Raw genomic sequence first — 23,344 nt, forward strand, 5'->3', positions numbered from 1 at the left:
AACGGAGTCACAAATGGCGAATTTGCCAGAAAAAGAGAAGCTGGTGCGCAACTTCAATCGTTGCGCTAACTGGGAAGAGAAATATCTTTACATCATTGAACTGGGCGCAAAACTTCCAGAATCCTCTGAAAGCTTGCATCAGCCTGAGAACGTGATCTCAGGGTGCCAAAGCCAAGTGTGGATCAAAATGACGCCACAGGCAGATGGCACCATCACCTTTGAAGGTGACAGTGATGCGGCGATCGTTAAGGGATTGATTGCAGTGGTTTTTAGTTTGTATCAAAACCTCTCTGCGGCTGATATTGTCGCGCTCGATGTGCGTCACTGGTTCGGTGAACTGGCCTTGATGCAGCATCTCACGCCCACGCGTTCGCAAGGGCTGGAAGCGATGATTCGGTCTATTCGCCATACCGCTCAGAACCTCTCCTAAGCTAAACTCCACAGACGCCAACCGGCGTCTGTTTTTTTATCTAAAGAGAAAATTGCATGAAACCTGCTTTATGTATGGCCGGTGCATTGCTGCTGACCTGTTTTGGGCTCTCTGCACCCACATTTGCCACGGAATATCCTCTTCCTCCCCCTGATAGTCGCCTGATTGGTGAGAATACGCTTACCCAGGTTCCCGATAACAAACGTCCTCTTGAAGATATTGCTGCCCGATACAAAGTAGGGCTGCTGGGCATGCTGGAAGCGAATCCCGGTACCGATCCCTGGCTACCGAAAGCGGGAACACAACTGACCGTACCGCTACAGATGATTCTGCCTGACACGCCGCGCGAAGGCATTGTGGTCAATCTCGCGGAGTTACGCCTTTATTACTATCCGAAAGGCGAAGACAAAGTGATCGTTTATCCTATCGGGATTGGCCAGTTAGGTGCAGCAACGCCAACGATGGTCACCAGCATCAGTCAGAAGGTCCCTAACCCGACCTGGACGCCTACCCAGAACATCCGTAAGCGTTATGCGAAAGAGGGCGTTACGTTGCCTGCTGTAGTGCCTGCTGGCCCCGATAATCCGATGGGCCTCTTTGCGTTGCGTCTGGCGCGCGGAACAGGTCAATATCTTATTCATGGCACCAATGCAAAATTTGGTATCGGGATGCGCGTAAGTTCTGGCTGTATTCGCCTGCGTACTGAAGATATCGAAGCGCTGTTCAATAGCGTGCCAAAAGGTACGCGGGTGCAAATCGTGAACCAGCCGGTGAAGTATGCGGTGGAGCCTGACGGTAAACGCTATGTGGAAGCGCATCAGCCGCTGTCACGTACCGACAAAGATGACCCACAAACCATGCCGATTGCGTTAAGCGCTAATCTCAAAAGCTTTATGAAAAGTGATAAGAGCGACACGGCACTGATCAAGGCGACAATAGAACGCCGCTCAGGGATGCCGATATTGGTGAGTAGCGGTGAGAAGGTTAAGGATGATACGCCGCTGCCAGCTGTGTTGCAGGGAGCGCAGGAAGGACAAAGCGCGACCATCAGTCAGGCAATGGGTGAGAGTGCTGAGACATTGCCTCAATAATACATTTGAGTCAGGAATGATAAGCAAAAAAAATGGCGCCTCAAGGGCGCCATTTTTAAACCAGAACTCTTACTTGCGGTAAGAGTGAGCCTGGTTGTCCAGACGCTGGTTAGCGCGTGCTGCGTCATCTTTAGCAGCCTGAACGTCTGAACGCACTGCGTTCACGTCGTTGCTCAGTTGGTCAACTTTAGCGTTCAGAGTCTGAACGTCTGAAGACAGCTGGTCGATTTTAGCGTTGCTTGAGCAACCAGCCAGCAGAGTTGAACCCAGAATTACCGCGCCCAGTACCAGTTTAGTACGATTCATTATTTATACCCTCTAGATTGAGTTAATCTCCATGTAGCGTTACAAGTATTACACAAAGCTTTTTAAGTTGAGAATAAATTTTTCATGAGAAGATGCTTAAACATGATCGTTCGCTCAAAGAAGCAGCGGTTAGCAGAATATGATAAAAAAATTTAGCGAAAACAGAGAGATTTAATCGGATTAACCTTAATTTAAAGCGAATTTGAATAGTTATTTTCTATTGGAATTTTCCTGCATTTGTATTAAGTACAAAATAAAAAAAGCGCCCCTGAAGGCGCTTTTAAATAAATACTCAATTATTAATTAAAGTACGTGTACTGAGGCAGTATTTGTGGTTCCACTTGGTACTAACGCACCGGATACTAGCACGACAACATCGCCTTTCTGACCATAGCCACTTTCTAATGCCGCTTCTTTACCCAGACGATAGAAATCATCCGTTGAAGCAATTTCGGACACTAAACGGGTTTCTATCCCTTTGCTCAGAATTAACTGACGCGCTGTGGTCGCGTTGGTAGTCAGCGCCAGAATGGTGGCGTTAGGGAAATATTTACGTACTGCTTTCGCTGACTTGCCGCCTTCGGTTGCAACCACAATCAATGGCGCTTCCAGTTTTTCTGCGGTTTCAACAGCACCACGACAAACGGCTTCGGTGATGCGCAGTTTGCGGGTATCGTTTTGGCTATCGATGCGTGATTTCATGACGCGATCGGTACGTTCGCAGATGGTCGCCATGATGGTGACCGATTCCAGCGGATATTTACCTTTAGCGCTCTCACCAGACAGCATAACGGCATCGGTGCCGTCCAGAATGGCGTTGGCAACGTCACCCGCTTCAGCGCGAGTAGGGCGTGGGTTTTTGATCATCGAATCCAGCATCTGCGTAGCGGTAATCACCACTTTGCGTGCTTTATTACATTTTTTGATCATCATCTTCTGAGCGAAGATCACTTCTTCAACCGGGATCTCAACACCTAAGTCACCACGTGCAACCATGATGCCGTCAGAAGCTTCAAGGATTTCGTCGAAGTTGTTCAGGCCTTCCTGGTTTTCAATCTTAGAGATGATCTGGATATGCTCGCCGCCATGCTGCTTAAGGTGCTCACGGATTTCCAGCACATCAGAACGTTTACGGATGAAAGAAGCCGCAACGAAATCTACGCCTTGCTCACAACCGAAAATCAGGTCGCGCTTATCTTTTTCAGCTAATGCAGGCAGTTGAATAGATACGCCTGGCAAGTTTACGCCTTTGTTTTCACCGAGATCACCGTTGTTCAACACTTTGCAAACCACGGTGTTTTCAGTGACTTCGGTCACTTCCATGCCGATTAAGCCGTCATCTACTAATACCGTGTTGCCGATTTTTAAATCAGCGGTAAAGCCTGCATAAGTCACAGCAACGCGTTCGCTATTACCAATGACGCTTTGATCGGTAGTAAAGGTAAAGGTTTGACCCGCTTTCAGGGAAGCATCATTGCCACCTTCAAGCTTCATGGTACGAATTTCAGGACCTTTAGTGTCCAGCAGGATGGCTGCCTGATGACCGGTTTTTTCAATCACGGCGCGCATGTTAGTAATACGTTGGCCATGTTCGGCGTAGTCGCCGTGAGAAAAATTAAGGCGCATAACGTTCATGCCTGCTTCAAGCAGTTGGGTCAACATCTCTTCAGATTCGGTTTTTGGACCGATAGTACAAACGATCTTAGTCTTTTTCATGACAGGATTTCTATAAGTTGTGATGGATGATAAAGGTTGAGATTCGATGGCGATGCACCGAAGTGAAAATTCTGATTGAAATCGAAACGGGCGATACAGAGTAAGAATAGGTGACGAAGGCCAGGCGTGCAGGGAAGTTGTGCGGTTACGCTAGATAACCACCACGTTGTTGTTGCGCAAATAATCTGAGTTATCGCAGTAAGCACGTGATCGCTGAAACCTTTCAAGTGAACAACGCGGCACAGTATAATCGCTAAGTATGCGAAAACCAATTAAAAAGCGGTACGGGTTTGCGATGTAGATCAAGAAAAACGGGGTTTGCGCAACAGGATAAAAAATGAGAGTGGTGCGCTCTAGTGGACTCGAACCACCGACCCCCACCATGTCAAGGTGGTGCTCTAACCAACTGAGCTAAGAGCGCATTTAAAAATTGGTGCGTCCGAGTGGACTCGAACCACCGACCCCCACCATGTCAAGGTGGTGCTCTAACCAACTGAGCTACGGACGCACTTGGTGCGCTCTAATGGACTCGAACCATCGACCCCCACCATGTCAAGGTGGTGCTCTAACCAACTGAGCTAAGAGCGCAACATGCTGTCAGGGCGACAGCGGGGACGAATATTAACGGCACGCTAAGAGACTGGCAAGGGGAAAAATGTTTTTTTCGTGATGACTGTCGAGCAACTGCACTATGCGCCGTTTTTTTAGACATAACGGGCCTTTTCAGGCCCGTTCAACGACTTAGCGCGCCGCGCGTGTCAGAATTAATTGCGTGGGTAACTGCTGTAAACGTCGGATGCGCCACAGCATCATTATTGCGGCAGAGGTTAGGCCAATAATAAAGCCACACCAGAAGCCTGCCGGACCCAGGCGTGGCAGCACCCAATCAGTCATTGCCAGAATATAGCCCGTTGGAAAGCCGAGCAGCCAGTATGCAATAAACGTGATAAAGAAGATTGATCGCGTATCTTTGTAACCGCGTAAAATACCGCTGCCAATAACCTGAATAGAATCAGAGAATTGATAGATAGCGGCCAACAGCATGAGTTGGGCTGCTAATGTAATAACTTCAGGATTATCGGTATAAAGCAGCGCAATGTCGTGGCGGAATGTCACGGTAAAGAGCGCTGTTATCGCCGCCATGCTGATGCCAACGCCTTGGGCCGTCCATGCTGCCACGCGAGCTTGCTCGGTGGAACCTTGCCCCAACCGGTAACCCACGCGAATGGTAGTAGCGACCCCCAGTGATAAGGGCAAGACGAACATCAGAGAACTAAAGTTCAGCGCTATCTGGTGGCCTGCGACATTGATAATACCAAGCGGTGAAACCAAAAGTGCAACGACCGCAAACAGTGTTACTTCAAAAAAGAGTGCCAACGCTACGGGCAGCCCCAGCGTGACCAAACGGCTAAGGATAGGACGCGAAGGAGGTGACCAGCGGCTCTCTATGCGAATGTCGCGCATACTGCCCATTCTGCGAACCCAAAAGCGCATACAGATGAACATCACCCAATAGACCGATGCTGTTGCCACACCACATCCCACACCACCCAGCGCGGGCATACCGAAGTGACCATAAATAAAGATGTAGTTTAATGGGATATTCACCAGCAAACCGAGGAATCCTAATACCATGCCTGGTTTGGTTTTTGACATACCCTCGCACTGGTTACGCAGGACCTGAAAAAACAGATAGCCCGGCGCGCCGAACAGCAGCGCATGGAGATAGCCCTCGGCTTTAAGGGCTAACAGCGGATCGATGTCATGCATCGAACGAATCAAATAGCCCGCATTCCACAGCACCAGCATGATTAAAATAGAGACAAAAAAGGCCAGCCAGAATCCCTGGCGAATTTGTTCGCCGATGCGTTCGCGGCGACCTGAGCCGTTGAGTTGCGCAACGGTGGGCGTCAATGCAAGAAGAAGACCATGGCCAAACAGGATGGCCGGAAGCCAAATGGAAGTGCCGACAGCAACGGCGGCCATATCCGTGGCGCTGACTGCGCCGGCCATAATGGTATCCACAAATCCCATTGCGGTTTGAGCCACCTGAGCCAGGATGACTGGAATCGCAAGGGCCAGCAATTGACGCGCTTCTGTTAAATACTTCTGCACGTAAACACCTGACTTATTTAATTAATGAAGGGACGTTGAAAGCCCCGGGGAAAAGCGCGGCTTAGTGTAACTGGCGTGACAAGATTCGCCAATCTTTGTCACACGATGCGTTTTGCTAAGCTGTAAAGCAACACGCAGGGCTGAAACCTAACAGCCTTCAATAGCTGTGATAAACTAGCGCAAACTTCGCAGAGGCAAAGACTATGTTTACCGGTATTGTGCAGGGCACCGCAGAAATAGTGTCCATTGAAGAAAAAGAGTTGTTTCGTACCCATGTAGTCAGACTGCCGCAAGAATTATTGCCAGGTTTAGCATTGGGCGCATCGGTAGCACATAACGGTTGTTGTTTAACCGTTACGGCTATTGAGGGCGATCTGGTGAGTTTCGATTTAATAAAAGAAACATTGCGCGTAACCAACCTTGGCGATCTACAGCCGGGCGATATCGTGAATATAGAGCGGGCAGCGAAATTCAGCGATGAAATTGGTGGCCATCTGATGTCAGGTCATATTATGACCACTGCTGAAATCTGCAAAATTATCCAGTCTGAAAACAACCGTGAAGTCTGGTTTAAAATTCAGGACCCGGCGCAGATGAAATATATTCTGCATAAAGGTTTTGTCGGCATTGATGGTATTAGTCTAACAGTGGGTGATGTCACGAAAACCAAGTTTTGTGTCTACCTGATCCCAGAAACGCTGGAGCGGACAACGCTCGGTGCGAAGACCTTTGGGGATCGAATCAACATTGAAATTGATCCACACACACAGGCGATTGTGGAGACGGTAGAGCGCGTTTTGGCTCAGCGTGAGTCCGCCGCGATTAAAGCATTATCCGAGCAGGGCGATCGAGAATAAAAAGCAGAAGGCGCATTGAGCGCCTTCTGCTTTTAATCCAGACTTCAGCGTGCCACGCGTAACCCACCTTCGACACCGCGGCTAAACACCACTTGCCATAACTGAATGTCTCGAGCACGAAACGCGCCCGCACACGCATTCAGATAATATGAGAACATGCGCTTAAAGCGTTCACCATAATTATCTGCCAGCTCAGGCCATGCCTGTAAGAAACGCGCGTACCAGGCCATTAATGTCGTGTCATAATCAGCACCAAAGTTGTGCCAGTCTTCCATAACAAAATGCGGCTCGCTGGCGTCAGCAATATGGCGCATTGAGGGTAAACAGCCGTTAGGGAAGATATATTTATCAATCCATGGATCAACATTCATATCCGTTACAATGGCGCCAATAGTGTGAAGTAAGAAAAGGCCATGAGGCTTTAAATTACGATCCACTACATCGAAATAGGTCGCGTAATTTTTGGGGCCGACGTGTTCAAACATACCCACTGAAACGATGCGATCAAATTGCCGATCAAGATCGCGATAATCCTGAAGCAGAATAGTGACATCCAAGCCTTCACAGCGCTGCTGGGCCAGTTTTTGCTGTTCAGCTGAAATCGTGACGCCATATACCTTAACGCCATAATGGCGCGCCGCATAAGCGGCCAGTCCGCCCCATCCGCAACCAATATCTAACAATGACATACCCGGCTCAAGCTGCAGCTTGCGGCAGATCATATCTAGTTTGGCTTCCTGAGCCGCCTCTAAGGTTGTTGCGTCTTTCCAGTAAGCACAGGAATATTGCATATAGGGATCGAGCATCAGCGTAAATAAATCATTGCCTAAGTCGTAATGCTCTTTACCTACCATCCATGCGCGCTTTTTCGATTGTAGATTCGTTAATCGCGCGGCAGCAATGCGCAAAGTATCTTTGAAATGGTGCGGTAATTTCTGGTCCAGTTTGTGCTTAAGCACGCGGTGAAAAAATATATCCAGCTGTTCACACTCCCACCAGCCGTCCATATAACTTTCGCCTAAACCGAGCGAACCTTCCTGCAAGACACGTTTGAAAAAATCAGGATTAATAACCTGAATATCCCAGGGGCGAGTACCATTGATTTCGATATCTGCTTGTTCCAGCATTTCATGAACGATGCGATACCAATGGTTTTCTTCAAGGCTCACTTCTTCTATAAACGATGAACTCATAGCTTCTCCATCACCTGTCCAACCTGAACCTGAGAAAAAGAATAGCCAATTTCTCAGGGGTTTTGAGAAAAGTCACGGAATGGCCCGTGCGCCTGATATCCGACGTATTACAGAGGATTGAAAAGGAACAATGTTGGTCTCTCACAATAGAAAACAGAGATATTGTGCAGACGCCATCCCAGCGACAAAGTCGCTAAAAACACTCTAATTATGTTGTTGATTTGTAGCAGATTTATTGACCCGAATGAGTATATTATCACTCGGGTCAGTATTCAATGACTTATTGTTAGGTTGCTAATTAAAATCTTTCGCCTTAGTGATTATCCTGGCAAACGGATTTTGACGAGGCAACATCAGTTTGTGCGCTCACCTGGCGTTGGATACGGTATCCCAGCAGGGCAAGCAAGATCGTCAGTGCCATAATCATTGTGGTGGTATGTAAGGCATGTTGCAAACCCGCAGAAACGGCAAGGCTGGCGGCGAAACATAATCCTAATTGCAAACAGTTTTGCAGCGCTGCCGCTTTGCCCGTTGCATGAGGAAAAGGTTGTAGGGCGCTGGAAACGACAATGGGATAAATTGCACCGTTAGCTAACGCCATGCCGCAGAACGGCAGTAGCAGCGCCGTCAGGTTATTGACACCTGCCAGTGCAACAGCAAACAGCACCAGAATGCTCACGCTGTAAATGACTAACATCCACGGCAATAGCTGCGCACCGTTAAAGCGATTGAGCAGGGCGCGACAACCAAAGCCACCGATCAAAAAGGCGATGGTTTGCGGCACATAGCTCAAGCCAATATCGGCAGGCGTTAATCCGATGTCTGCCAAAATAAAGGGCGAGCCGGTTAACCAGGCAAAAAAGCTGGCCGAGCAGGCAGCGTAAATTATGACGTTTCCGCGATAAACCGAAGAGCGAAGCAGGGTGATAAAACCGGGCTTTTGCAGATCGTTATTGGAGACTTTACGTGTGGAGGGTAAACGCAACGTCACGGCAATCAATGCAACTGCTGTGAGTGTCAAAACCAAAAAAATTGAACGCCAATGAAAATGACCGATAAGCCATGCGCCCAGCAGCGGCGCAAGCGCAGGTGAAAGTGCCACCAAAGGCATAATCGTCGCGAATACCTTATTCGCGCGCGCCTGCGGATAGCGATCAACCACTAAAGCCTGCCAACTCACCGCTGCGGCACAAACACCTACCGCCTGAATAAAGCGCAGCACCAGCATCAAAATAGTGTCAGTCACCCACAACATGCCTGCACAGCCCAAGGCAAACAGCGTCAGGCCTGCGAGTAAAACGGGCTTGCGCCCAATGCGATCAGACAGCGGTCCCCAGAAAAGCTGCGCGCAGGCGAATCCCGCAAGGAACAAGCTCATGCTGGCACTGATGATACCCGGTGACGTATTAAACGTTTGTTGCATGGCGCCGAACGCGGGGAGATACATGTCTGTTGCTAAAAAGCCCAGCATACTGAGCAGCGCAAGGTAAGGGATAAAGCTCTTATTCGATAACATCTTTTTCTCATTTTTGCAGAATGAACGCGGCAGAGTGTAAAAGGTGCGTTTAAACCTGTGAAACGTTAATATTTGCCATTGGCTGTTAAAAATTTTGAAGGCAGATTATGTGGTCAGAATATGCATTAGAAGTTGTGGATGCGGTAGCGCGCGGTGGAAGTTTTAGCGCAGCCGCACAGGAACTACACCGCGTTCCTTCTGCCATCAGCTATACGGTACGGCAGCTTGAAACCTGGTTGGCGGTTCCGCTATTTGAACGTCATCATCGCGAAGTGGTTTTAACCCCCGCAGGCGAACATTTTGTCCGCGAAGGACGCACTGTTATCAAAAAAATGCTGGCAACCCGACGTCAATGTCAACAACTGGCAAATGGCTGGCGCGGGCAGTTAAGCATCGCGGTAGACTGCATTGTTAAACCAGAACGAACGCGGCAGTTAGTGAAAGACTTTTATCGTCATTTTCCCGACATGGAATTAATCATCAGTTACGAAGTGTTTAATGGTGTGTGGGATGCCTTAGCAGACGGGCGAGTTGACGTCGCGATTGGGGCAACCCAGGCTATTCCTGTGGGCGGACGCTTCGCCTTTAAAGATATGGGCGCGCTCAACTGGCGCTGCGTAGTGATGCGTGAGCATCCTTTAACACAGGCAGAGGCATTAGATGATGACACTTTGCGCAGTTGGCCGTCGTTGGTATTAGAAGATACATCACGGGCGCTGCCGCGTCGTATGACCTGGACGCTGGACAATCAGCGACGTTTGGTCGTGCCGGAATGGCAAACAGGGTTGGATTGTGTTTTGGCGGGGTTATGCGTTGCCATGGTGCCGGGGCATCTGGCTCGCCCGTTACTCGATTCAGGTGAACTGGTTGAGCTCACGTTACCGGAAAGTTTTCCAGAAAGTCCTTGCTGCGTAAGCTGGGCGGAAGATCGCGCATCACCGGCGCTGGGTTGGTTGCTCAGCTATCTAGGTGATGCGCAAACACTTAATCAGGAATGGTTAAGTGAGGATTAACGGCGGTAATCGCGGAAAGGGCCATAACCGACTGAGCGACGCTCAATCAGTGTGGGATGAACCTCAATGGTCTGAGACTCTTCGCGTTTACTGGTAATACGATCCAACAACATATCCAACGCTTTTTCCCCCAACTCCGCTTTTGGCTGATGCACGGTAGTTAATGCGGGTGCGAAATAGCGTGCGTTGCGCACGTTGTCATAACCGATCACGGAAATATCTTGTGGGACGCGTAATCCCATTTCATCTGCGGCACAAATGGCACCCATCGCCATGATGTCACCACCACAAAAAACGGCAGTCGGTCTTTGTTTCTGCGAGAGGATTTGCTGCATCGCCTGATAACCTGACTCAGGCTCGAAGTCACCTTGTACGATCCACTCTGCGCGAGGCTGGATATTGGCTTCTTCCATGGCCTTCAGGAAACCTGCGTGACGTCCGCCACCCGTGTTGCGTTCCATTTGGCCCGGAATTGCGCCAATGTCGCGGTGTCCACGTTCGATTAAATAGCGCCCGGCAAGATAACCGCCGTGGAAGGCGTTATCGAGCACGGTGTCGGTAAAATCGCCACGCGATTCACCCCAATCCATGACCACCATGGGAATATTGCGATTTTCTTCCAGCATCTTCAGCAGATCGTCTGGATATTCGGAGCACATCACCAATAAGCCATCAACGCGTTTCTGCGCCATCATGGACAGGTAAGCGCGCTGTTTTTGCAAATCGTTATGCGCATTACCTAAAATCAGGGTGTAGCCTTTGTCAAAACAGTGATTTTCCACAGCCTCAATGATTTCAGCAAAGTAGGGCGCTTCGCTGGAGGTGGCGAGCAATCCCAGCGTTTTGGTGTGATTTACCTTCAGGCTTCGCGCCACTGCGCTCGGCGAATAATGCAGCTCCTGAATGGCTTGCCAGACCGCATTACGCGTTTCCTCTGCCACGAAACGCGTTTTATTAATGACGTGAGAGACGGTCGTTGTAGAAACTCCCGCGCGTTTCGCCACATCTTTGATTGTTGCCATGAAAAAGAGACTCCCGAGCTTATCTTAACTAGTTGATAAGCATGATGTTAAACGTTTGCGTCAACGTAGGGTTTTGCCCGCAAATATACTGCTTTTTTGCCGGTAATATGGCGTCTGTGCGGAAAAAAAAGCCAAAGGAAGACAGCGAACGGAACCGACGTTGCGCGCGTTGCGCAACAAAGGCGGGATTCTAACAAGGCTGAACGGATAAAACGAGATTTTTACTGGGCCTTATGGGAAAATGCTTTACCCACACAAACTGTGAGGCCAAGGAGAGATGATGAGTACCGAGATGAAACTGGCATTGATGACCACTGGCGGGGCATTATTGATGATCGTCGCTTTTAGCTTTACCGCTATTTTGCATTAATAAAAAAAGCCGGTTTAACCGGCTTTTTTTATGCTTAATGATTCTATCGTATGGTTTTCGGCGTCATCATTCGTCGGGCACCAATATAATGACGCTGCCAGTAATCTTCGCCTAATGCGCTGATCTGAATATCTTTGCCGGTGCGCGGCGATTGAATAAACTTCCCATCGCCTAAATAAACGCCGACGTGATCGGCGGTGCCGCGTCCATTGATGCGAAAGAATACTAAATCACCTTTCTCAAGCAATTCTCGCTTGATCGGCGCAGCATCACGCAGGTGATACATCTCATTGGCGGTACGGGGGATTTTAAACTTCAACAAATCTTTGTAGGCATACCATACAAGACCGCTGCAATCGAACCCGGTATGTGGAGAAGTACCGCCCCACTGATAAGGTTTGCCCAACTGGCCCATGAGTTTTGCCATCGCTGTCTCGCGCGCTTTTTGATAGCGCTGACGATGGGCCTTACTCATCTTAATCGTACCGAGCTCATTGGTTTCGGCTGCGATAACTTTTGATGAACGCTGGCGACCGTAATGTTTACTTGAGGATTTAAGCGTAATTTTTTTAGCGGAGGTATTATGTGCAACTAACTCGACTTTCTTCTGTTTTTTGAGTTTAAGTTTTTGAACGGAAGTCAGACGGGATTTCTTAACTGCGGTTTTTACCGGGCGTCGTTTACGCCGCTCATCTTCGCGTGCACTTTTTTTCTCTACTTTATGCTGGCTGGCCTTAACCGGCGCATGCGGTGAAGCAGATGCGACGTTAAAGAACAGCTGGGCAAAAGCCAGTATGAAAAGCGTAATGATTAGACGCATAGTCCGGTTACAGTTGAGCTGTCAGGTTAAAAACGGCCATAACAGGGTTGGAAAAATCTGATCCAGGATCAGTGCCGAGGCCATTCTAGTCCAGATGTTTTTAAAAAAGTAAGTCCTTTTTCTATTAATCTGTTAGCTGATTGAAATTGGAGCGAAAATGAGCAATTTCAGCACCTTATATCAGCGAAATTATTGCTAATTATTAATACATTAATGCGCATTAATGATATGAGAGTGTTATTTCTTATACAGCGACTTAACAAACATGGCGGTTTGACCTTCCGAAAGTAAATTCTCATTTTCAGTCCGAGGGCGAAGTCGCTACAATAAACAAACACGAAGTGACGAATTAAGGAAGGCAATTATGAGTACTGTAGAAAAAATTCAGCGCCAGATCGCAGAAAACCCGATCCTGCTGTTCATGAAAGGCTCGCCGAAACTGCCAAGCTGTGGTTTCTCTGCTCAGGCGGTTCAGGCGCTGTCAGCCTGTGGTGAGCGTTTCGCTTACGTGGATATTCTGCAGAATCCAGATATTCGTGCTGAACTGCCGAAATACGCAAACTGGCCAACTTTCCCACAGTTGTGGATTGATGGCGAACTGGTCGGCGGTTGTGACATTATCGTTGAGATGTTCCAGCGTGGCGAACTTCAATCGCTGATCAAAGAAACCGCTGAGAAGTTTAAAGAAGCGGAATAAGAAAAAGGCTGACAAATGTCGGCCTTTTTACGTTATCTATTCTGAGGCGCTTTCAGCCGCATCGCCTTCTGCAAAGGGTAAGGGCCATCCACCCAGCCGCTTCCAGCGATTAACCAATTCACAAAACAGCGTGGCAGTTTGCTCAGTATCATAAAGAGCAGAATGCGCCTGTGTACTGTCAAACTCCATGCCTGCCGCTTTACACGCTTTCGCTAAAACCGTTTGTCCCAAGACTAAACCGCTCAATGCTGCGGTATCAAAAGTAGCAAAGGGATGAAAAGGATTACGCTTGAGGTTGGCCCGTTCAGCAGCAGCGTTCATAAAGTTCAAATCAAAGGTCGCATTGTGCGCCACCATAATGGCACGGTTACAGCCGGTATCCTTGATCCCTTTGCGCACCATTTTAAAAATGGCATGCAGTGCGTCATGTTCATCGACAGCGCCACGTAGCGGGTTATGCGGGTCGATGCCGGTAAAAGCCAACGCTTCGGGATGCAACAGCGAGCCTTCAAAAGGCTCAACGTGAAAATGCAGCGTCTGGTCGAGGTGAATCCAGCCATCTTCATCCATTTTCAGCGTTGTAGCGGCAATCTCTAACAGCGCGTCGGTTTGCGCATTAAAGCCAGCGGTTTCTACATCAATAACCACCGGAAAGAAGCCGCGGAAGCGTTGATTGAGCGCGTTTGGGGAATTCGATTCAGACATCAGGATCTCATTGCAGGGAATGGGCAGCGCGCATTATGACAAAAAACAGCGTTGGGTGCAGCAGGCCACAAAGGGCTGGGGAAATATCAGCCTGCCGACAACAAGGGCAGGCTGAGTCAATCTTGTTTAGTGACCAAGACCTTTACCGGCGTCTTTATTCTCGATTAACTCGATTTTATAGCCATCTGGGTCTTCCACAAAAGCGATGATCGTAGAGCCGCCTTTGACCGGGCCCGCTTCACGGGTGACTTTTCCACCGTCGTTGCGAATACGATCGCACGCTGCAGCGGCATCATCCACGCCCAATGCGATATGGCCATAAGCATTACCCAGATCGTAGCTCTCTACGCCCCAGTTGTAGGTCAATTCAAGCACGGCACCTTCGCTCTCTTCGGTATAACCTACAAACGCCAGCGTATATTTATATTCGGTATTTTCGCTCTGACGCAGTAAACGCATACCCAGCACGCGAGTATAAAAATCAATGGAGCGTTGCAGATCGCCAACGCGAAGCATGGTGTGAAGTAAACGCATAACATCCTCTTTAATCAAAACGTCATCGAATGATGACACAAGCGCTAAGTATAGCGACGAACAGAGTGAAAGAATAATCGCTGCCGCAACAAAACGTTACGACAGCACAGTCACTTACAGCGTGGGATAATCGGTGTAGCCTTCAGCACCGCCGCCGTAGAAGCTTTCTGGGCGCTGAGGATTAAGTGGCGCATCTTGCTGCAGACGCTCGACCAGATCGGGGTTGGCGATATAATCGCGACCAAACGCCACGGCATCAATCAGTCCACGCGCAATCAGATCATCCGCTTTTTCTACTGTATAGGCACCGGCACCAATGATGACGCCAGGGAACAGCTTCCGCACTTTCTCACGGAACGCGTCGGTGTAGGGCGTGCCGCCAGCCCAGTCAGGCTCAGACATATGCAGATAGGCAATGTTACGCTTCGCCAATTCACCGATATACCACAGTGCAGCTTCTTCTTCGTCTGGACCGTTATCCAGATTCTGGAAGCTACCAATGGGAGAAACACGAATACCTATGCGATCGGCTGACCAGTTTGCAATCACAGCATCAACAACTTCCAGCGCAAAACGGCCACGCTTCTCAATGCTGCCGCCATATTCATCGGTACGCGGGTTTGAATCTGGCGCAAGGAACTGATGAATCAGATACCCGTGTGCTGAGTGAAGCTCAAGCAAATCGAAATCAGCTTCACGCGCGTTTGTCGCCGATTGACCAAAATCTTTTACGATCTGCTGGATTTCCGCCACGCTTAATTCGCGCGGTGTCGAGGTATCTTCACGATAAACGCTGCCATCAGCAGCGCGAAGTGAAGTACGCGTACCTGCAGAAATAGCCGCTGGCGCTACCGGTGCGTTGCCTTCTGGCTGCACGCTGTGATGCGAAATACGTCCGGTATGCCAAAGTTGTACAGCGCTGTGACCGCCCGCTTCATGAATACCGTTATTGATCTCTTTCCATGCCGCGATTTGTGGCTGGGTGTGCAATCCCGGCGCGCCGGCATAGCCCTTAGCCTGGAAAGAGATCTGCGTGGCTTCGGTGATAATCAAGCCTGCGCTGGCACGTTGACGATAATATTCGCCCATCAGTGGCGTCGGTATATCGCCTGGCTCAATGCTGCGCAAACGGGTCAGCGGCGCCATGAAAACACGGTTTGGAACGGTGATTGCACCGACTTTTAGCGGACGAAACAGCTGGGTACTCGCCATGTAAACTCCTTATTAGTAGACCAGTCATCTATTAAGTGGCATTTTAAAAAACAAAATTGTCTTTTTAAAATCTCAAAAGTGCCATTTTAAAATCAGTGCGCATTTAGCCACTGTTCGATGGTAATGAGTGCGAGATGCATAGGTTGCACCTCACGGGAAATCTTGCTTTGTAAACTTGCGCCCAACCATAAAAGGTAGAGTAATTCGGCCATTTGCGCAGGCTGTTGCGGCAAGTTGACCGCTTCATGCTGCTGCGCGGTCTGCAAAGTTTGAGCATAAACAGCAATGATTTTACTGGCGCCGAGTTGCAAAGCCTCTCGCATCGGTTCAGAGAGATCACACACTTCGGCTGAAAGCTTAACGCCTAAACAACCCACAATATGACCTTCTTCACGAAACAAACGCTCTGCGCGACGAAAATGGTTAAGCAATCGTTCTCGGGCACTTCCGGTTTCTTGCTGCAACTGATACTCAACATCTTGCAAGTAGCGTGCAAAGTAACGTTCCAGCAAGACAACACCAAACACTTCCTTTGATCGGAAGTGATAATAGAAAGAGCCTTTCGGTACTTCTGCTAGCGTCAGCAGTTCGCTCAATCCCATGCCGGTAAAACCGCGTTGCAGACAAAGCTGCTCGCCTGTAACCAGCAAATGTTCTCGGGTATCGTTGCGTTGTCGCGTTATGTTCATGTCGGCCAGACTATTAGACCAGTTGGTCTATTGCAATGCCAAATTGCGCTTTCGGCACATACTGTTTAGTTTGTAGGGAGAGCAATAGCGCAAATTACGCCCGTTTATTGGGTTTCTTGCTTAAAAACACTACGCTCTTTTTAGACCTCATGTTTTTTATTCGGAGATGCGGTGGCGGAGCAACTTGAATTTTTTCCCGTTCCCAGCCCTTGTCGCGGCATTTGTCAGACGGATGCGCGCGGCTTTTGTGTGGGATGTTTGCGCAGCCGTGATGAGCGGTTTAACTGGATGCGCTTCAGCGATGGACAAAAGCGTGAAGTATTGCGCTTATGTCAGCAACGCCGTATACGCATGCTGCGCCAGAAGAAAATAGACGAGCCGCTTGATCCTGAACAACCTTCATTGTTCTGACGCGTTCCCCGTTTCCGTTATACTCCCTTACACGCCTTCAGCCCTTTCAATACAGGATGTTCACGATGTTAGAACCGCAATTGATCGCACCGCACGGACCCACTTTTTCGCCGCTAATTATGGGCTATTGGCGCCTGATGGAATGGGACATGACGCCGCAGCAGCGGGTGGCCTTTATAGAACACCATCTTGCGTTAGGCATTACCACTGTTGATCACGCCGATATATACGGTGAATATCGCTGTGAGGCTGCCTTCGGTGAAGCGATGAAACTGGCGCCAGCATTACGCAAACAGATGCAGATCGTCACTAAATGCGGTATCGCCACGCGCGCTAAGCCAGAGCACCACATTGGTCACTACAATACCGATAAATCCCACATCCTGAGCAGCGCTGAAAAATCACTCAGCCATTTAGCGACCGATTATTTAGATCTGTTATTGATTCACCGTCCCGATCCGTTAATGGATGCAGATGAAGTCGCTGAAGCGTTCATTGCGCTGCATCAGAGCGGTAAGGTGCTCCATTTTGGCGTCTCCAACTTTACACCTACACAGCTCACGCTATTGCAAACGCGCTTGCCTTTCTCTTTAGTGACAAACCAATTAGAAATATCGCCGGTTCAGCAAAGTGTGTTACTGGATGGATCGTTGGATCAATGCCAACAACATCGCATTCGCCCAATGGCCTGGTCATGTTTGGGGGGCGGACTTTTATTCAGCGATCCACATTATCAACCGCTGCGTGATGAGCTCGAAACGGTGCGGCAGGAGATAGGTGCGTCAAGTCTGGAACAGGTGGTGTATGCCTGGGTGATGATGCTGCCCAGCAAGCCATTGCCCATCATTGGTTCGGGTAAAACACAACGCGTTAGCGAAGCTGCAGGTGCTGTGCAATTGAAGATGAATCGCCAGCAATGGTTCCGCATTCGTAAAGCGGCGCTGGGTTACGACGTGCCCTAAAGCGTAAAATTGCGTCAAACTTGAGCAAGATAACGCATCTAAGGCCAGGCTTATGGAACCCTGGAATGTAAAAGGAGTAACAATGAAAACGATAGCGTTATTGGCAATGTTAACGTGTGGCGCAGCACAAGCGGCTTCAGAGCAGGTCACCCTCCATCAGGTTACGGCTGAAGGCATCGGTAAAACGGTTGGCACAGTGACAATCGAAGAAACGCAGTATGGTTTACAGTTCACCCCTAAATTACAGGGATTAACACCCGGTATTCATGGTTTCCATGTTCATGCTAAAGGCAGCTGTGAACCGGGGCCTTCTGAAGGCAAAACGGTAGCGGCCGGTGCAGCGGGTGGACATTTAGATCCCGCCAACACAGGTAAACACCTTGGCCCATACGGTGAAGGCCATTTAGGCGATTTACCGGCCGTTTATGTTGATGATAAAGGCATGGCCAGTTATCCGGTGCTGGCACCGCGGATCAAATCGCTCAGCGAGGTCAAAGGTAAAGCATTGATGGTACACGTAGGCGGTGACAATCATGCTGACCATCCTCAACCGCTGGGCGGCGGCGGGGCACGTTATGCCTGCGGCGTAATCTGACTTTACGGGCGGCTAGCCTTTGCCGCCTGCTTTCCTCTACGTTGTTTACTCTTTAGCGCTATCATCATAAACCGTTCCCCCCTATGATGTTGATTCAAGTAAGAAAGGTTGATGAGCTAAGGAGCAGGTGAATGAAACTATCGGGCGCATTATTATTGTGTCTGCTGCTAGTGGGATGCGATCAACCTAATGACACGCAGTTGGTGACCGAAACTGGGCGGCAACTTCAACGCACCATCGATACTAATCCGATGCGCGGCGTCTGCGAAAATATTGCTAAAGGCCGTGAGTGGCTGAGCAAAAACACCGTGCGCAAGCTGGAAGCCAAAGGCTGTCAGGATGTGTTGCGCAGCGCCACTGAAACCAATTTCACTGATACCACCATCACGCACCGCGCCATGACCATGGTGTGCGGCGGAATTGAAGGCAAAAGCTTTACCGGTACCGCTATTATCAGGCGCTTTATCTTTTCACCTGATGAGAAAGCGCTGGTGATTCAGCCGATGGCGGAAGTGGACAAAACGCGTTTCGAAGGGCACAAAACGTTGCAGCAACTGCAGGATGAATTTAGCCGCCAACAGCAGCAATATTGCCGGTAATTAATCAGGTACAGCCTGTTTAAGTTGTGCCAAAGAACAGCGTAAACGCCAGAGAATTCCCGCTAATGTATTGGCCTCACTGTTTTCTTCCGTCAGTAGCTTATCAATAGTCGTGGCCAGTTCATCCAGCGTATTGTCGAGCGAGCCATGCCGCACACCACGGCTGCTGATAATTTGCTGTAAATTATGCAGACTGCCCTCGCGTATTTGCCCAAGCGAGGGTGATGAGGGCTGCCAGTCACGTAATTGCCAGACGATGTGCGAACAGTTAAGCAAAACCACGCCCCAGCGCAGTAACCAGACGCGCGCCTGCTCATCACGACTGTTACTCAGTTGGCTGATGTGGTGATAAATTTGTGACTCAAACCGATCTTCGCTTAAGCGCGGCCGCCGTCGTAGCTGATCGAGAAACGCCACGCGTAGCGCACGAATATGACGGCGACTGCGCCGTGCATCCGAACTCGGTCGTAAAATCTGAAACGCCAACCATGCCAGTAATACACCACAGACTTTCGCAATGTTGTCATTGAAGAAGTCTGCGTAATCCCAACTGGGTGGATTGGTCACAGCAATAAACGATCCCATAAAGACAATAAATTGCCCCCACATGCCTGCCCGCTGTTTTTGTTGCAGCTTAAAGAGTTGCAAAGTGATCAGGAGCGGAAACAGCAACAGCAGAAATTGCCACAGCTGATTGATCTGCACCATAAAGCCAAACTTCATCACAAAGCTGAACACGAACAGCCACAGCAGCGTTTTCAGTAACAAGCTCACGCTGCCACTGGGCGAAGGGGCGGAAGAGTAGAGCACACAGGCGATGGCCGTTAAGGTCAAGGCAGAAGCGCCAGATGACCATTGGGTGTTAATCCAGAAAGCACAGCCTAATACGATGACGCTAAAGGTGCGAAGCGCGCTCCAGCCCGCCTCAGCGCTGTCGCTTTCACGGGCCAGCGAAGCCACGCGCGGCGGCTGAAAACGGGTGTCAGCATCGGCGTGTTCAAGTAAGCGGATCCAACGCGAAACGTTTAAGTACATCCAGCAGAAGTAGCGCAGGCGCTGGCAGAATGCGCGCTGACGATAATCACCGTCTGCGGCGGGGGTGATAGTGCGCAGTATTTGTGCCAGACGATATTTATTGCAGTGCGGCGTGGCCAGCTCTTCTGTGAGCTGCTGCATAGCAGCGTAAAGCGCTGCGGGAGCGTCCGGCCAGTTCAATAACATACGGCGTAAACTTGAGAGCACGCTGGTCAGGCGCAATTGCTGATGCAGTACATAGTTCAGTACATTGTTCTGCCGTCGATAGCGGTAATGACTCCAGAAGGCCTGAATGCGCAATAAATTCATGGTCAGGATCTGGCTAATGACGTTTTCATGTGCCGTTCGCACATTATCGGCATCATTCTGCTGTAGCAGCAGGATGGCATGATCCAGCAAACGCGCGTGCATCTGTTTCAGCGAATTCATAAGGGCATCGCCATCGGAGGTGCTGGGTAACACCATCATCATAAATCCGGCACATAAAATGCCTGAAATCACTTCACAGACCCGCGCCTGCGTAATAGTCCAGAGATCAGACACATCGGTAATATCAACGCTGCTAAAGGCAATAATTGCAGCGGTATAGCCCGCCAGCGAAAAAGCGTAGGCGACGTTATTTTGATAGTGATTGGCGATCCAGGTACAAAAAGCCAGCCAACCCGCAATAGCAAAGGTAAAAAGCCAGGGTTCGTTCAGTGTATGACCCGCAATCAGTAGTGCAGCTGTTGCACCAAGCAAGCTGCCAACAATACGCCCAAGACTTTTACTGATCGCACCGCCGACGGTAGGAAAGCTAATCACAGCAGCTGAAGTCATTGCCCAGTAAGGCTCATCCAGCTCCAGTCCATACGCAATGCTCAACGCCATACACATTGCCAGCGCATTTCGTAGTGCATAGCGCCACTGATTCGCGTTAGCTTTTATCCAGGGCAATTGATCCCAGGCGAGCCACTGAAAATTCATGGCTGAATGTTGATTGTGCAGGTTGTACCTGCAACTAATGGAACGTTATCGGGAATCGCGGCGAGGCGAATACGCACCGGTACGCGCTGCGCAAGCCGCACCCACGGCACGTTGGGTTTGATATCAGGAACCAGCTGGCTATCCGTATCAATACTTTGATCATAAATGGCGCGACCAATGCTTTCGACTTCGCCTTGCAAGCGTGCGCCATTACTGTACAGCACAATTTGCGCCGCTGCGCCGGGACGAATATGACGCAGTTTGGTCTCTTCAAAATAGCCCATTACGTAGTAAGAGTGGCTGTCGACCAGCGCAAACAGCGGCGTTCCGGCAGTGGCGTAATTCCCTGGACGCAAAGTGAGGTTACTGATCCAGCCGTCGGTTGGCGCGGTAACGGTGGTTTGCTTGAGGTTCCAGCGCGCTTGATCTAATGCCGCCTGCGCAGCTTTGGCACTTGCCGCCATGGCATTGGCGCTCAAACGATAGGCATCTAAATCTTCGGCAGAAATCACGTTGCGTGGCAGGCTGGCACGGCGATTAGCTTCATGTTGCGCTTTAGCGAGATCGGCCTGCGCTTTGTTTAACTGCGCCTCCGCATTATGCAGCGCGATTTCCCATGGCACGGTATCGAGAGTGAGCAGTTGCTGGCCTTTATGCACGAACTGGTTGTCTTTCACCGCGAGGCTCACAATGCGTCCTGAAACCTGCGGTGTAATATCCACCAGCTCAGCGCGCACTTTGCCATCTCGTGTCCACGGTGATTGCATGTAGTAATTCCAAATCCACCAACCTGCCAGCAGCGCTAAGGTGAAGACAATCAGGGTTGAGAAATACTTTACCGCATTGAATTTCATATAATTATCCGTGACCAATAATCCAAAGTGCAGCGGTAACGCACAGCACAAACAGCGAGAGATCGAATAAAGTGGGATGCCAAACATCGCCCGAATAAACCCAGCCGCGTATCAAGGGATGGATGAGCAACCAGAAAAAGAAGCCCAGTAGCACCGCTTTAAAGAGGGGAGGAAAGAAGAGTGAAGCACCAAAAACCAGGTCAGTAAGCGGTTTGGCGCCAGCAAAATGAGATGTGGGCACGTTCATCATCCTTTATTAACCCAGGTGTCTGTCTCAAAAAGCGTAGATGAGAGGCAGCGACTTGGCCTGAGATTTGTAATTTGTCCTTTAACCTCGCAAAATAGTGTAAAATCTGGCTTGATAGCTAGCAAGCTAATTATAAGGAGATGAAATGGATACGCCCCTCGGAACGGATTTATCTCGCCTGGTGCGCATCTGGCGCGCGTTGATTGATCAGCGTTTAAAACCGCTTGAGCTGACCCAAACTCACTGGGTGACGTTGCACAATATTCATCAACTGCCGCCAGAGCAGTCGCAAATTCAATTAGCCAAAGCCATTGGTATCGAACAGCCATCGCTGGTTCGTACGCTTGATCAGCTTGAAGAAAAAGGGCTCATCACCCGTTCGACGTGCGCCAATGACCGCCGTGCCAAACGCATTAAACTGACACGTCAGGCTGAGCCGATTATCGAAAAAGTTGAAAATGTGATCGATGCAACCCGCGACGATATTCTTGCAGGAATCAGTCGCGATGAGATTACGCAGATGGTAACGCTGATTACCCGACTCGAAAAAAACATTCTGGAACTGCAAAATCGCGAGAAATAATGCGGAAAGTCGTATGAGGAGTCACGCGAGCAGTAAAAAAAACCGACGCCCGGCGTCGGTTTTTTTATGCATTGTTTAGCGAGGTGAAACAGTTATCTGGCTGCCATTCGACGCCATTACGACGCGCTGGCCCACTGAGTAGCGCGTGGCGGCTTGTTTTTGCACCACCATGATGGTGTTGCCGTCATCTTTGCGAATTTCAAGCTCAACGCCGTCGGCTTTGTTAACCGCACCTTGCACGCCTTGACCCGCTACGCCACCTAATACCGCACCACCGGCTGTTGCCAGGCTGCGACCCGTGCCGCCGCCGATGGTATTGCCCAGGAAACCGCCCAGCACAGCACCCCCGATCGCACCAATTACGTTATTCTCATCGCCACCCTGAATCTTAACCGGGCGGACAGAAACCAAGGTGCCATAAGAAACGCTCTGGACCTGTTTAGCTTCATTTGCGCTATAGGTATCACCTGACAAGGTATCTGTATTGCTACAACCTGCCAGCATCACACCGGTCAAAGCGACCACAATTACACGCTTAATCATTTAAAAACTCCTTTAATCGAGAATGCGCCACGTTTATCGCGATATCCTGAAAACAGTATAAGCACAAACCTGGCAAATTAATCTTAGTCCGAAAAAACGCGGTTGGCGGAAGCATAGACTACGAGGCGTCAACAATAATTCAATCGATGACAAAATAGTGTTGCCCTACGGTATTTGCTGCTGTGTCACGGTAGAAAGAAACATTTAATCATAGAATTAGCCAGCAGAATTTGTCAGGCTACCCACATCAGCAATGAACTTCC

26 protein-coding genes and 3 tRNA genes are annotated in these 23,344 nt (G+C 49.6%); 11 read left to right on the forward strand and 18 right to left on the reverse strand.

The annotated features are described in order from the left end of the window. The first annotated feature begins 13 nt into the window (after window positions 1-13). Together sufE and ACF2G4_RS04280 are read left to right on the forward strand one after the other, a co-directional pair. Window positions 14-430: a cysteine desulfuration protein SufE gene (gene sufE / locus ACF2G4_RS04275; protein WP_243078067.1), complete on the forward strand. Its 417-nt coding sequence runs from the start codon at window positions 14-16 to the stop codon at window positions 428-430. A gap of 56 nt (window positions 431-486) precedes the next feature. After that, complete coding sequence (locus ACF2G4_RS04280; RefSeq protein ID WP_215846934.1) at window positions 487-1,521, forward strand: L,D-transpeptidase family protein; 1,035 nt, start codon at window positions 487-489, stop codon at window positions 1,519-1,521. A gap of 69 nt (window positions 1,522-1,590) precedes the next feature. Here ACF2G4_RS04280 and ACF2G4_RS04285 read toward each other — a convergent pair whose 3' ends face one another. The 6 genes from ACF2G4_RS04285 to ACF2G4_RS04310 form a co-directional block, all read right to left on the reverse strand. Beyond that, the gene (locus ACF2G4_RS04285; RefSeq protein WP_006118977.1) at window positions 1,591-1,827 is read right to left on the reverse strand and encodes a major outer membrane lipoprotein; all 237 of its coding nucleotides are present in this window, start codon (window positions 1,825-1,827) and stop codon (window positions 1,591-1,593) included. 303 nt (window positions 1,828-2,130) lie between these two features. Next, on the reverse strand, window positions 2,131-3,543 hold the full coding sequence (pykF, locus tag ACF2G4_RS04290; protein WP_215846933.1) for a pyruvate kinase PykF: 1,413 nt from the start codon (window positions 3,541-3,543) through the stop codon (window positions 2,131-2,133). 344 nt (window positions 3,544-3,887) lie between these two features. Then, a tRNA-Val gene (locus ACF2G4_RS04295) sits at window positions 3,888-3,964 on the reverse strand. Between the two features lie 10 nt (window positions 3,965-3,974). Continuing rightward, window positions 3,975-4,051: transfer RNA gene (locus tag ACF2G4_RS04300), tRNA-Val, on the reverse strand. A gap of 3 nt (window positions 4,052-4,054) precedes the next feature. After that, a tRNA-Val gene (locus ACF2G4_RS04305) sits at window positions 4,055-4,131 on the reverse strand. A 153-nt stretch (window positions 4,132-4,284) separates the two neighbouring features. Further along, window positions 4,285-5,658: an MATE family efflux transporter gene (locus ACF2G4_RS04310; RefSeq protein ID WP_243078065.1), complete on the reverse strand. Its 1,374-nt coding sequence runs from the start codon at window positions 5,656-5,658 to the stop codon at window positions 4,285-4,287. A 203-nt stretch (window positions 5,659-5,861) separates the two neighbouring features. Here ACF2G4_RS04310 and ACF2G4_RS04315 point away from each other — a divergent pair, with 203 nt between their 5' ends. Beyond that, window positions 5,862-6,515 carry a riboflavin synthase subunit alpha gene (locus tag ACF2G4_RS04315; RefSeq protein ID WP_215846932.1) on the forward strand — a complete coding sequence of 218 codons (654 nt, stop codon included), beginning with the start codon at window positions 5,862-5,864 and terminating at the stop codon, window positions 6,513-6,515. A gap of 44 nt (window positions 6,516-6,559) precedes the next feature. On the opposite strand, the gene cfa is transcribed toward ACF2G4_RS04315, so the two are convergent. Further along, window positions 6,560-7,708: a cyclopropane fatty acyl phospholipid synthase gene (gene cfa, locus ACF2G4_RS04320; RefSeq protein ID WP_409075563.1), complete on the reverse strand. Its 1,149-nt coding sequence runs from the start codon at window positions 7,706-7,708 to the stop codon at window positions 6,560-6,562. Between the two features lie 313 nt (window positions 7,709-8,021). Further along, a complete protein-coding gene (gene punC, locus ACF2G4_RS04325; protein WP_243078062.1) occupies window positions 8,022-9,224 on the reverse strand; it encodes a purine nucleoside transporter PunC in 1,203 nt (400 codons plus the stop codon). A 107-nt stretch (window positions 9,225-9,331) separates the two neighbouring features. Here punC and punR point away from each other — a divergent pair, with 107 nt between their 5' ends. Continuing rightward, window positions 9,332-10,237, forward strand: a complete 906-nt coding sequence (punR, locus tag ACF2G4_RS04330) for a DNA-binding transcriptional activator PunR (protein ID WP_215846929.1) — start codon at window positions 9,332-9,334, stop codon at window positions 10,235-10,237. On the opposite strand, the gene purR is transcribed toward punR, so the two are convergent. Continuing rightward, window positions 10,234-11,259: an HTH-type transcriptional repressor PurR gene (gene purR / locus ACF2G4_RS04335; RefSeq protein WP_215846928.1), complete on the reverse strand. Its 1,026-nt coding sequence runs from the start codon at window positions 11,257-11,259 to the stop codon at window positions 10,234-10,236. The two genes, punR and purR, sit on opposite strands and share 4 nt — an antisense overlap. 277 nt (window positions 11,260-11,536) lie before the next feature. Here purR and ACF2G4_RS04340 point away from each other — a divergent pair, with 277 nt between their 5' ends. Further along, window positions 11,537-11,629: a YnhF family membrane protein gene (locus ACF2G4_RS04340; RefSeq protein WP_332627826.1), complete on the forward strand. Its 93-nt coding sequence runs from the start codon at window positions 11,537-11,539 to the stop codon at window positions 11,627-11,629. A 43-nt stretch (window positions 11,630-11,672) separates the two neighbouring features. On the opposite strand, the gene ACF2G4_RS04345 is transcribed toward ACF2G4_RS04340, so the two are convergent. Then, complete coding sequence (locus ACF2G4_RS04345) at window positions 11,673-12,449, reverse strand: C40 family peptidase (protein WP_332627828.1); 777 nt, start codon at window positions 12,447-12,449, stop codon at window positions 11,673-11,675. Between the two features lie 361 nt (window positions 12,450-12,810). Here ACF2G4_RS04345 and ACF2G4_RS04350 point away from each other — a divergent pair, with 361 nt between their 5' ends. After that, window positions 12,811-13,146: a Grx4 family monothiol glutaredoxin gene (locus tag ACF2G4_RS04350; protein ID WP_208612774.1), complete on the forward strand. Its 336-nt coding sequence runs from the start codon at window positions 12,811-12,813 to the stop codon at window positions 13,144-13,146. A gap of 36 nt (window positions 13,147-13,182) precedes the next feature. Here ACF2G4_RS04350 and rnt read toward each other — a convergent pair whose 3' ends face one another. The 4 genes from rnt to ACF2G4_RS04370 form a co-directional block, all read right to left on the reverse strand. Further along, window positions 13,183-13,851, reverse strand: a complete 669-nt coding sequence (gene rnt, locus ACF2G4_RS04355) for a ribonuclease T (protein ID WP_215846926.1) — start codon at window positions 13,849-13,851, stop codon at window positions 13,183-13,185. Window positions 13,852-13,977: 126 nt separating this feature from the next. Next, a complete protein-coding gene (gene gloA / locus ACF2G4_RS04360) occupies window positions 13,978-14,385 on the reverse strand; it encodes a lactoylglutathione lyase (RefSeq protein WP_215846925.1) in 408 nt (135 codons plus the stop codon). Between the two features lie 114 nt (window positions 14,386-14,499). Next, window positions 14,500-15,597 carry an alkene reductase gene (locus tag ACF2G4_RS04365; RefSeq protein WP_409075564.1) on the reverse strand — a complete coding sequence of 366 codons (1,098 nt, stop codon included), beginning with the start codon at window positions 15,595-15,597 and terminating at the stop codon, window positions 14,500-14,502. Window positions 15,598-15,689: 92 nt separating this feature from the next. Continuing rightward, window positions 15,690-16,286: a TetR/AcrR family transcriptional regulator gene (locus tag ACF2G4_RS04370; RefSeq protein ID WP_409075565.1), complete on the reverse strand. Its 597-nt coding sequence runs from the start codon at window positions 16,284-16,286 to the stop codon at window positions 15,690-15,692. Window positions 16,287-16,457: 171 nt separating this feature from the next. Between ACF2G4_RS04370 and ACF2G4_RS04375 the strand changes: the two genes are divergently transcribed. From ACF2G4_RS04375 to ACF2G4_RS04390, 4 genes are all read left to right on the forward strand, one after another. Then, window positions 16,458-16,697, forward strand: coding sequence for a DUF1289 domain-containing protein (locus tag ACF2G4_RS04375; RefSeq protein WP_215846922.1), 240 nt, complete (start codon window positions 16,458-16,460; stop codon window positions 16,695-16,697). 65 nt (window positions 16,698-16,762) lie between these two features. Then, the gene (locus ACF2G4_RS04380) at window positions 16,763-17,659 is read left to right on the forward strand and encodes an aldo/keto reductase family oxidoreductase (protein WP_332627836.1); all 897 of its coding nucleotides are present in this window, start codon (window positions 16,763-16,765) and stop codon (window positions 17,657-17,659) included. Window positions 17,660-17,741: 82 nt separating this feature from the next. Continuing rightward, window positions 17,742-18,254 (forward strand): superoxide dismutase [Cu-Zn] SodC, encoded by a 513-nt coding sequence (sodC, locus tag ACF2G4_RS04385; protein ID WP_243078055.1) that lies wholly within the window; start codon window positions 17,742-17,744, stop codon window positions 18,252-18,254. A gap of 131 nt (window positions 18,255-18,385) precedes the next feature. Next, window positions 18,386-18,853 (forward strand): hypothetical protein, encoded by a 468-nt coding sequence (locus ACF2G4_RS04390; protein ID WP_332627839.1) that lies wholly within the window; start codon window positions 18,386-18,388, stop codon window positions 18,851-18,853. Here ACF2G4_RS04390 and ACF2G4_RS04395 read toward each other — a convergent pair whose 3' ends face one another. The 3 genes from ACF2G4_RS04395 to ACF2G4_RS04405 are packed head-to-tail and all read right to left on the reverse strand — an operon-like array spanning window position 18,854 to window position 21,949. Next, window positions 18,854-20,854: an FUSC family protein gene (locus ACF2G4_RS04395; RefSeq protein WP_409075566.1), complete on the reverse strand. Its 2,001-nt coding sequence runs from the start codon at window positions 20,852-20,854 to the stop codon at window positions 18,854-18,856. After that, complete coding sequence (locus ACF2G4_RS04400; protein ID WP_409075567.1) at window positions 20,851-21,708, reverse strand: efflux RND transporter periplasmic adaptor subunit; 858 nt, start codon at window positions 21,706-21,708, stop codon at window positions 20,851-20,853. Before ACF2G4_RS04400 ends, ACF2G4_RS04395 begins: the two co-directional genes overlap by 4 nt. Before the next feature lie 4 nt (window positions 21,709-21,712). Further along, window positions 21,713-21,949 (reverse strand): DUF1656 domain-containing protein, encoded by a 237-nt coding sequence (locus ACF2G4_RS04405; protein ID WP_409075568.1) that lies wholly within the window; start codon window positions 21,947-21,949, stop codon window positions 21,713-21,715. A gap of 151 nt (window positions 21,950-22,100) precedes the next feature. On the opposite strand from ACF2G4_RS04405, the gene slyA reads away from it, so the two are divergent. Then, the gene (gene slyA / locus ACF2G4_RS04410; protein WP_215846918.1) at window positions 22,101-22,538 is read left to right on the forward strand and encodes a transcriptional regulator SlyA; all 438 of its coding nucleotides are present in this window, start codon (window positions 22,101-22,103) and stop codon (window positions 22,536-22,538) included. A gap of 75 nt (window positions 22,539-22,613) precedes the next feature. On the opposite strand, the gene slyB is transcribed toward slyA, so the two are convergent. Further along, window positions 22,614-23,081: an outer membrane lipoprotein SlyB gene (gene slyB, locus ACF2G4_RS04415; protein WP_409075569.1), complete on the reverse strand. Its 468-nt coding sequence runs from the start codon at window positions 23,079-23,081 to the stop codon at window positions 22,614-22,616. Window positions 23,082-23,344 lie beyond the last annotated feature (263 nt).

Source organism: Pantoea phytostimulans (assembly GCF_046118715.1).
GTDB lineage: Bacteria > Pseudomonadota > Gammaproteobacteria > Enterobacterales > Enterobacteriaceae > Pantoea > Pantoea phytostimulans.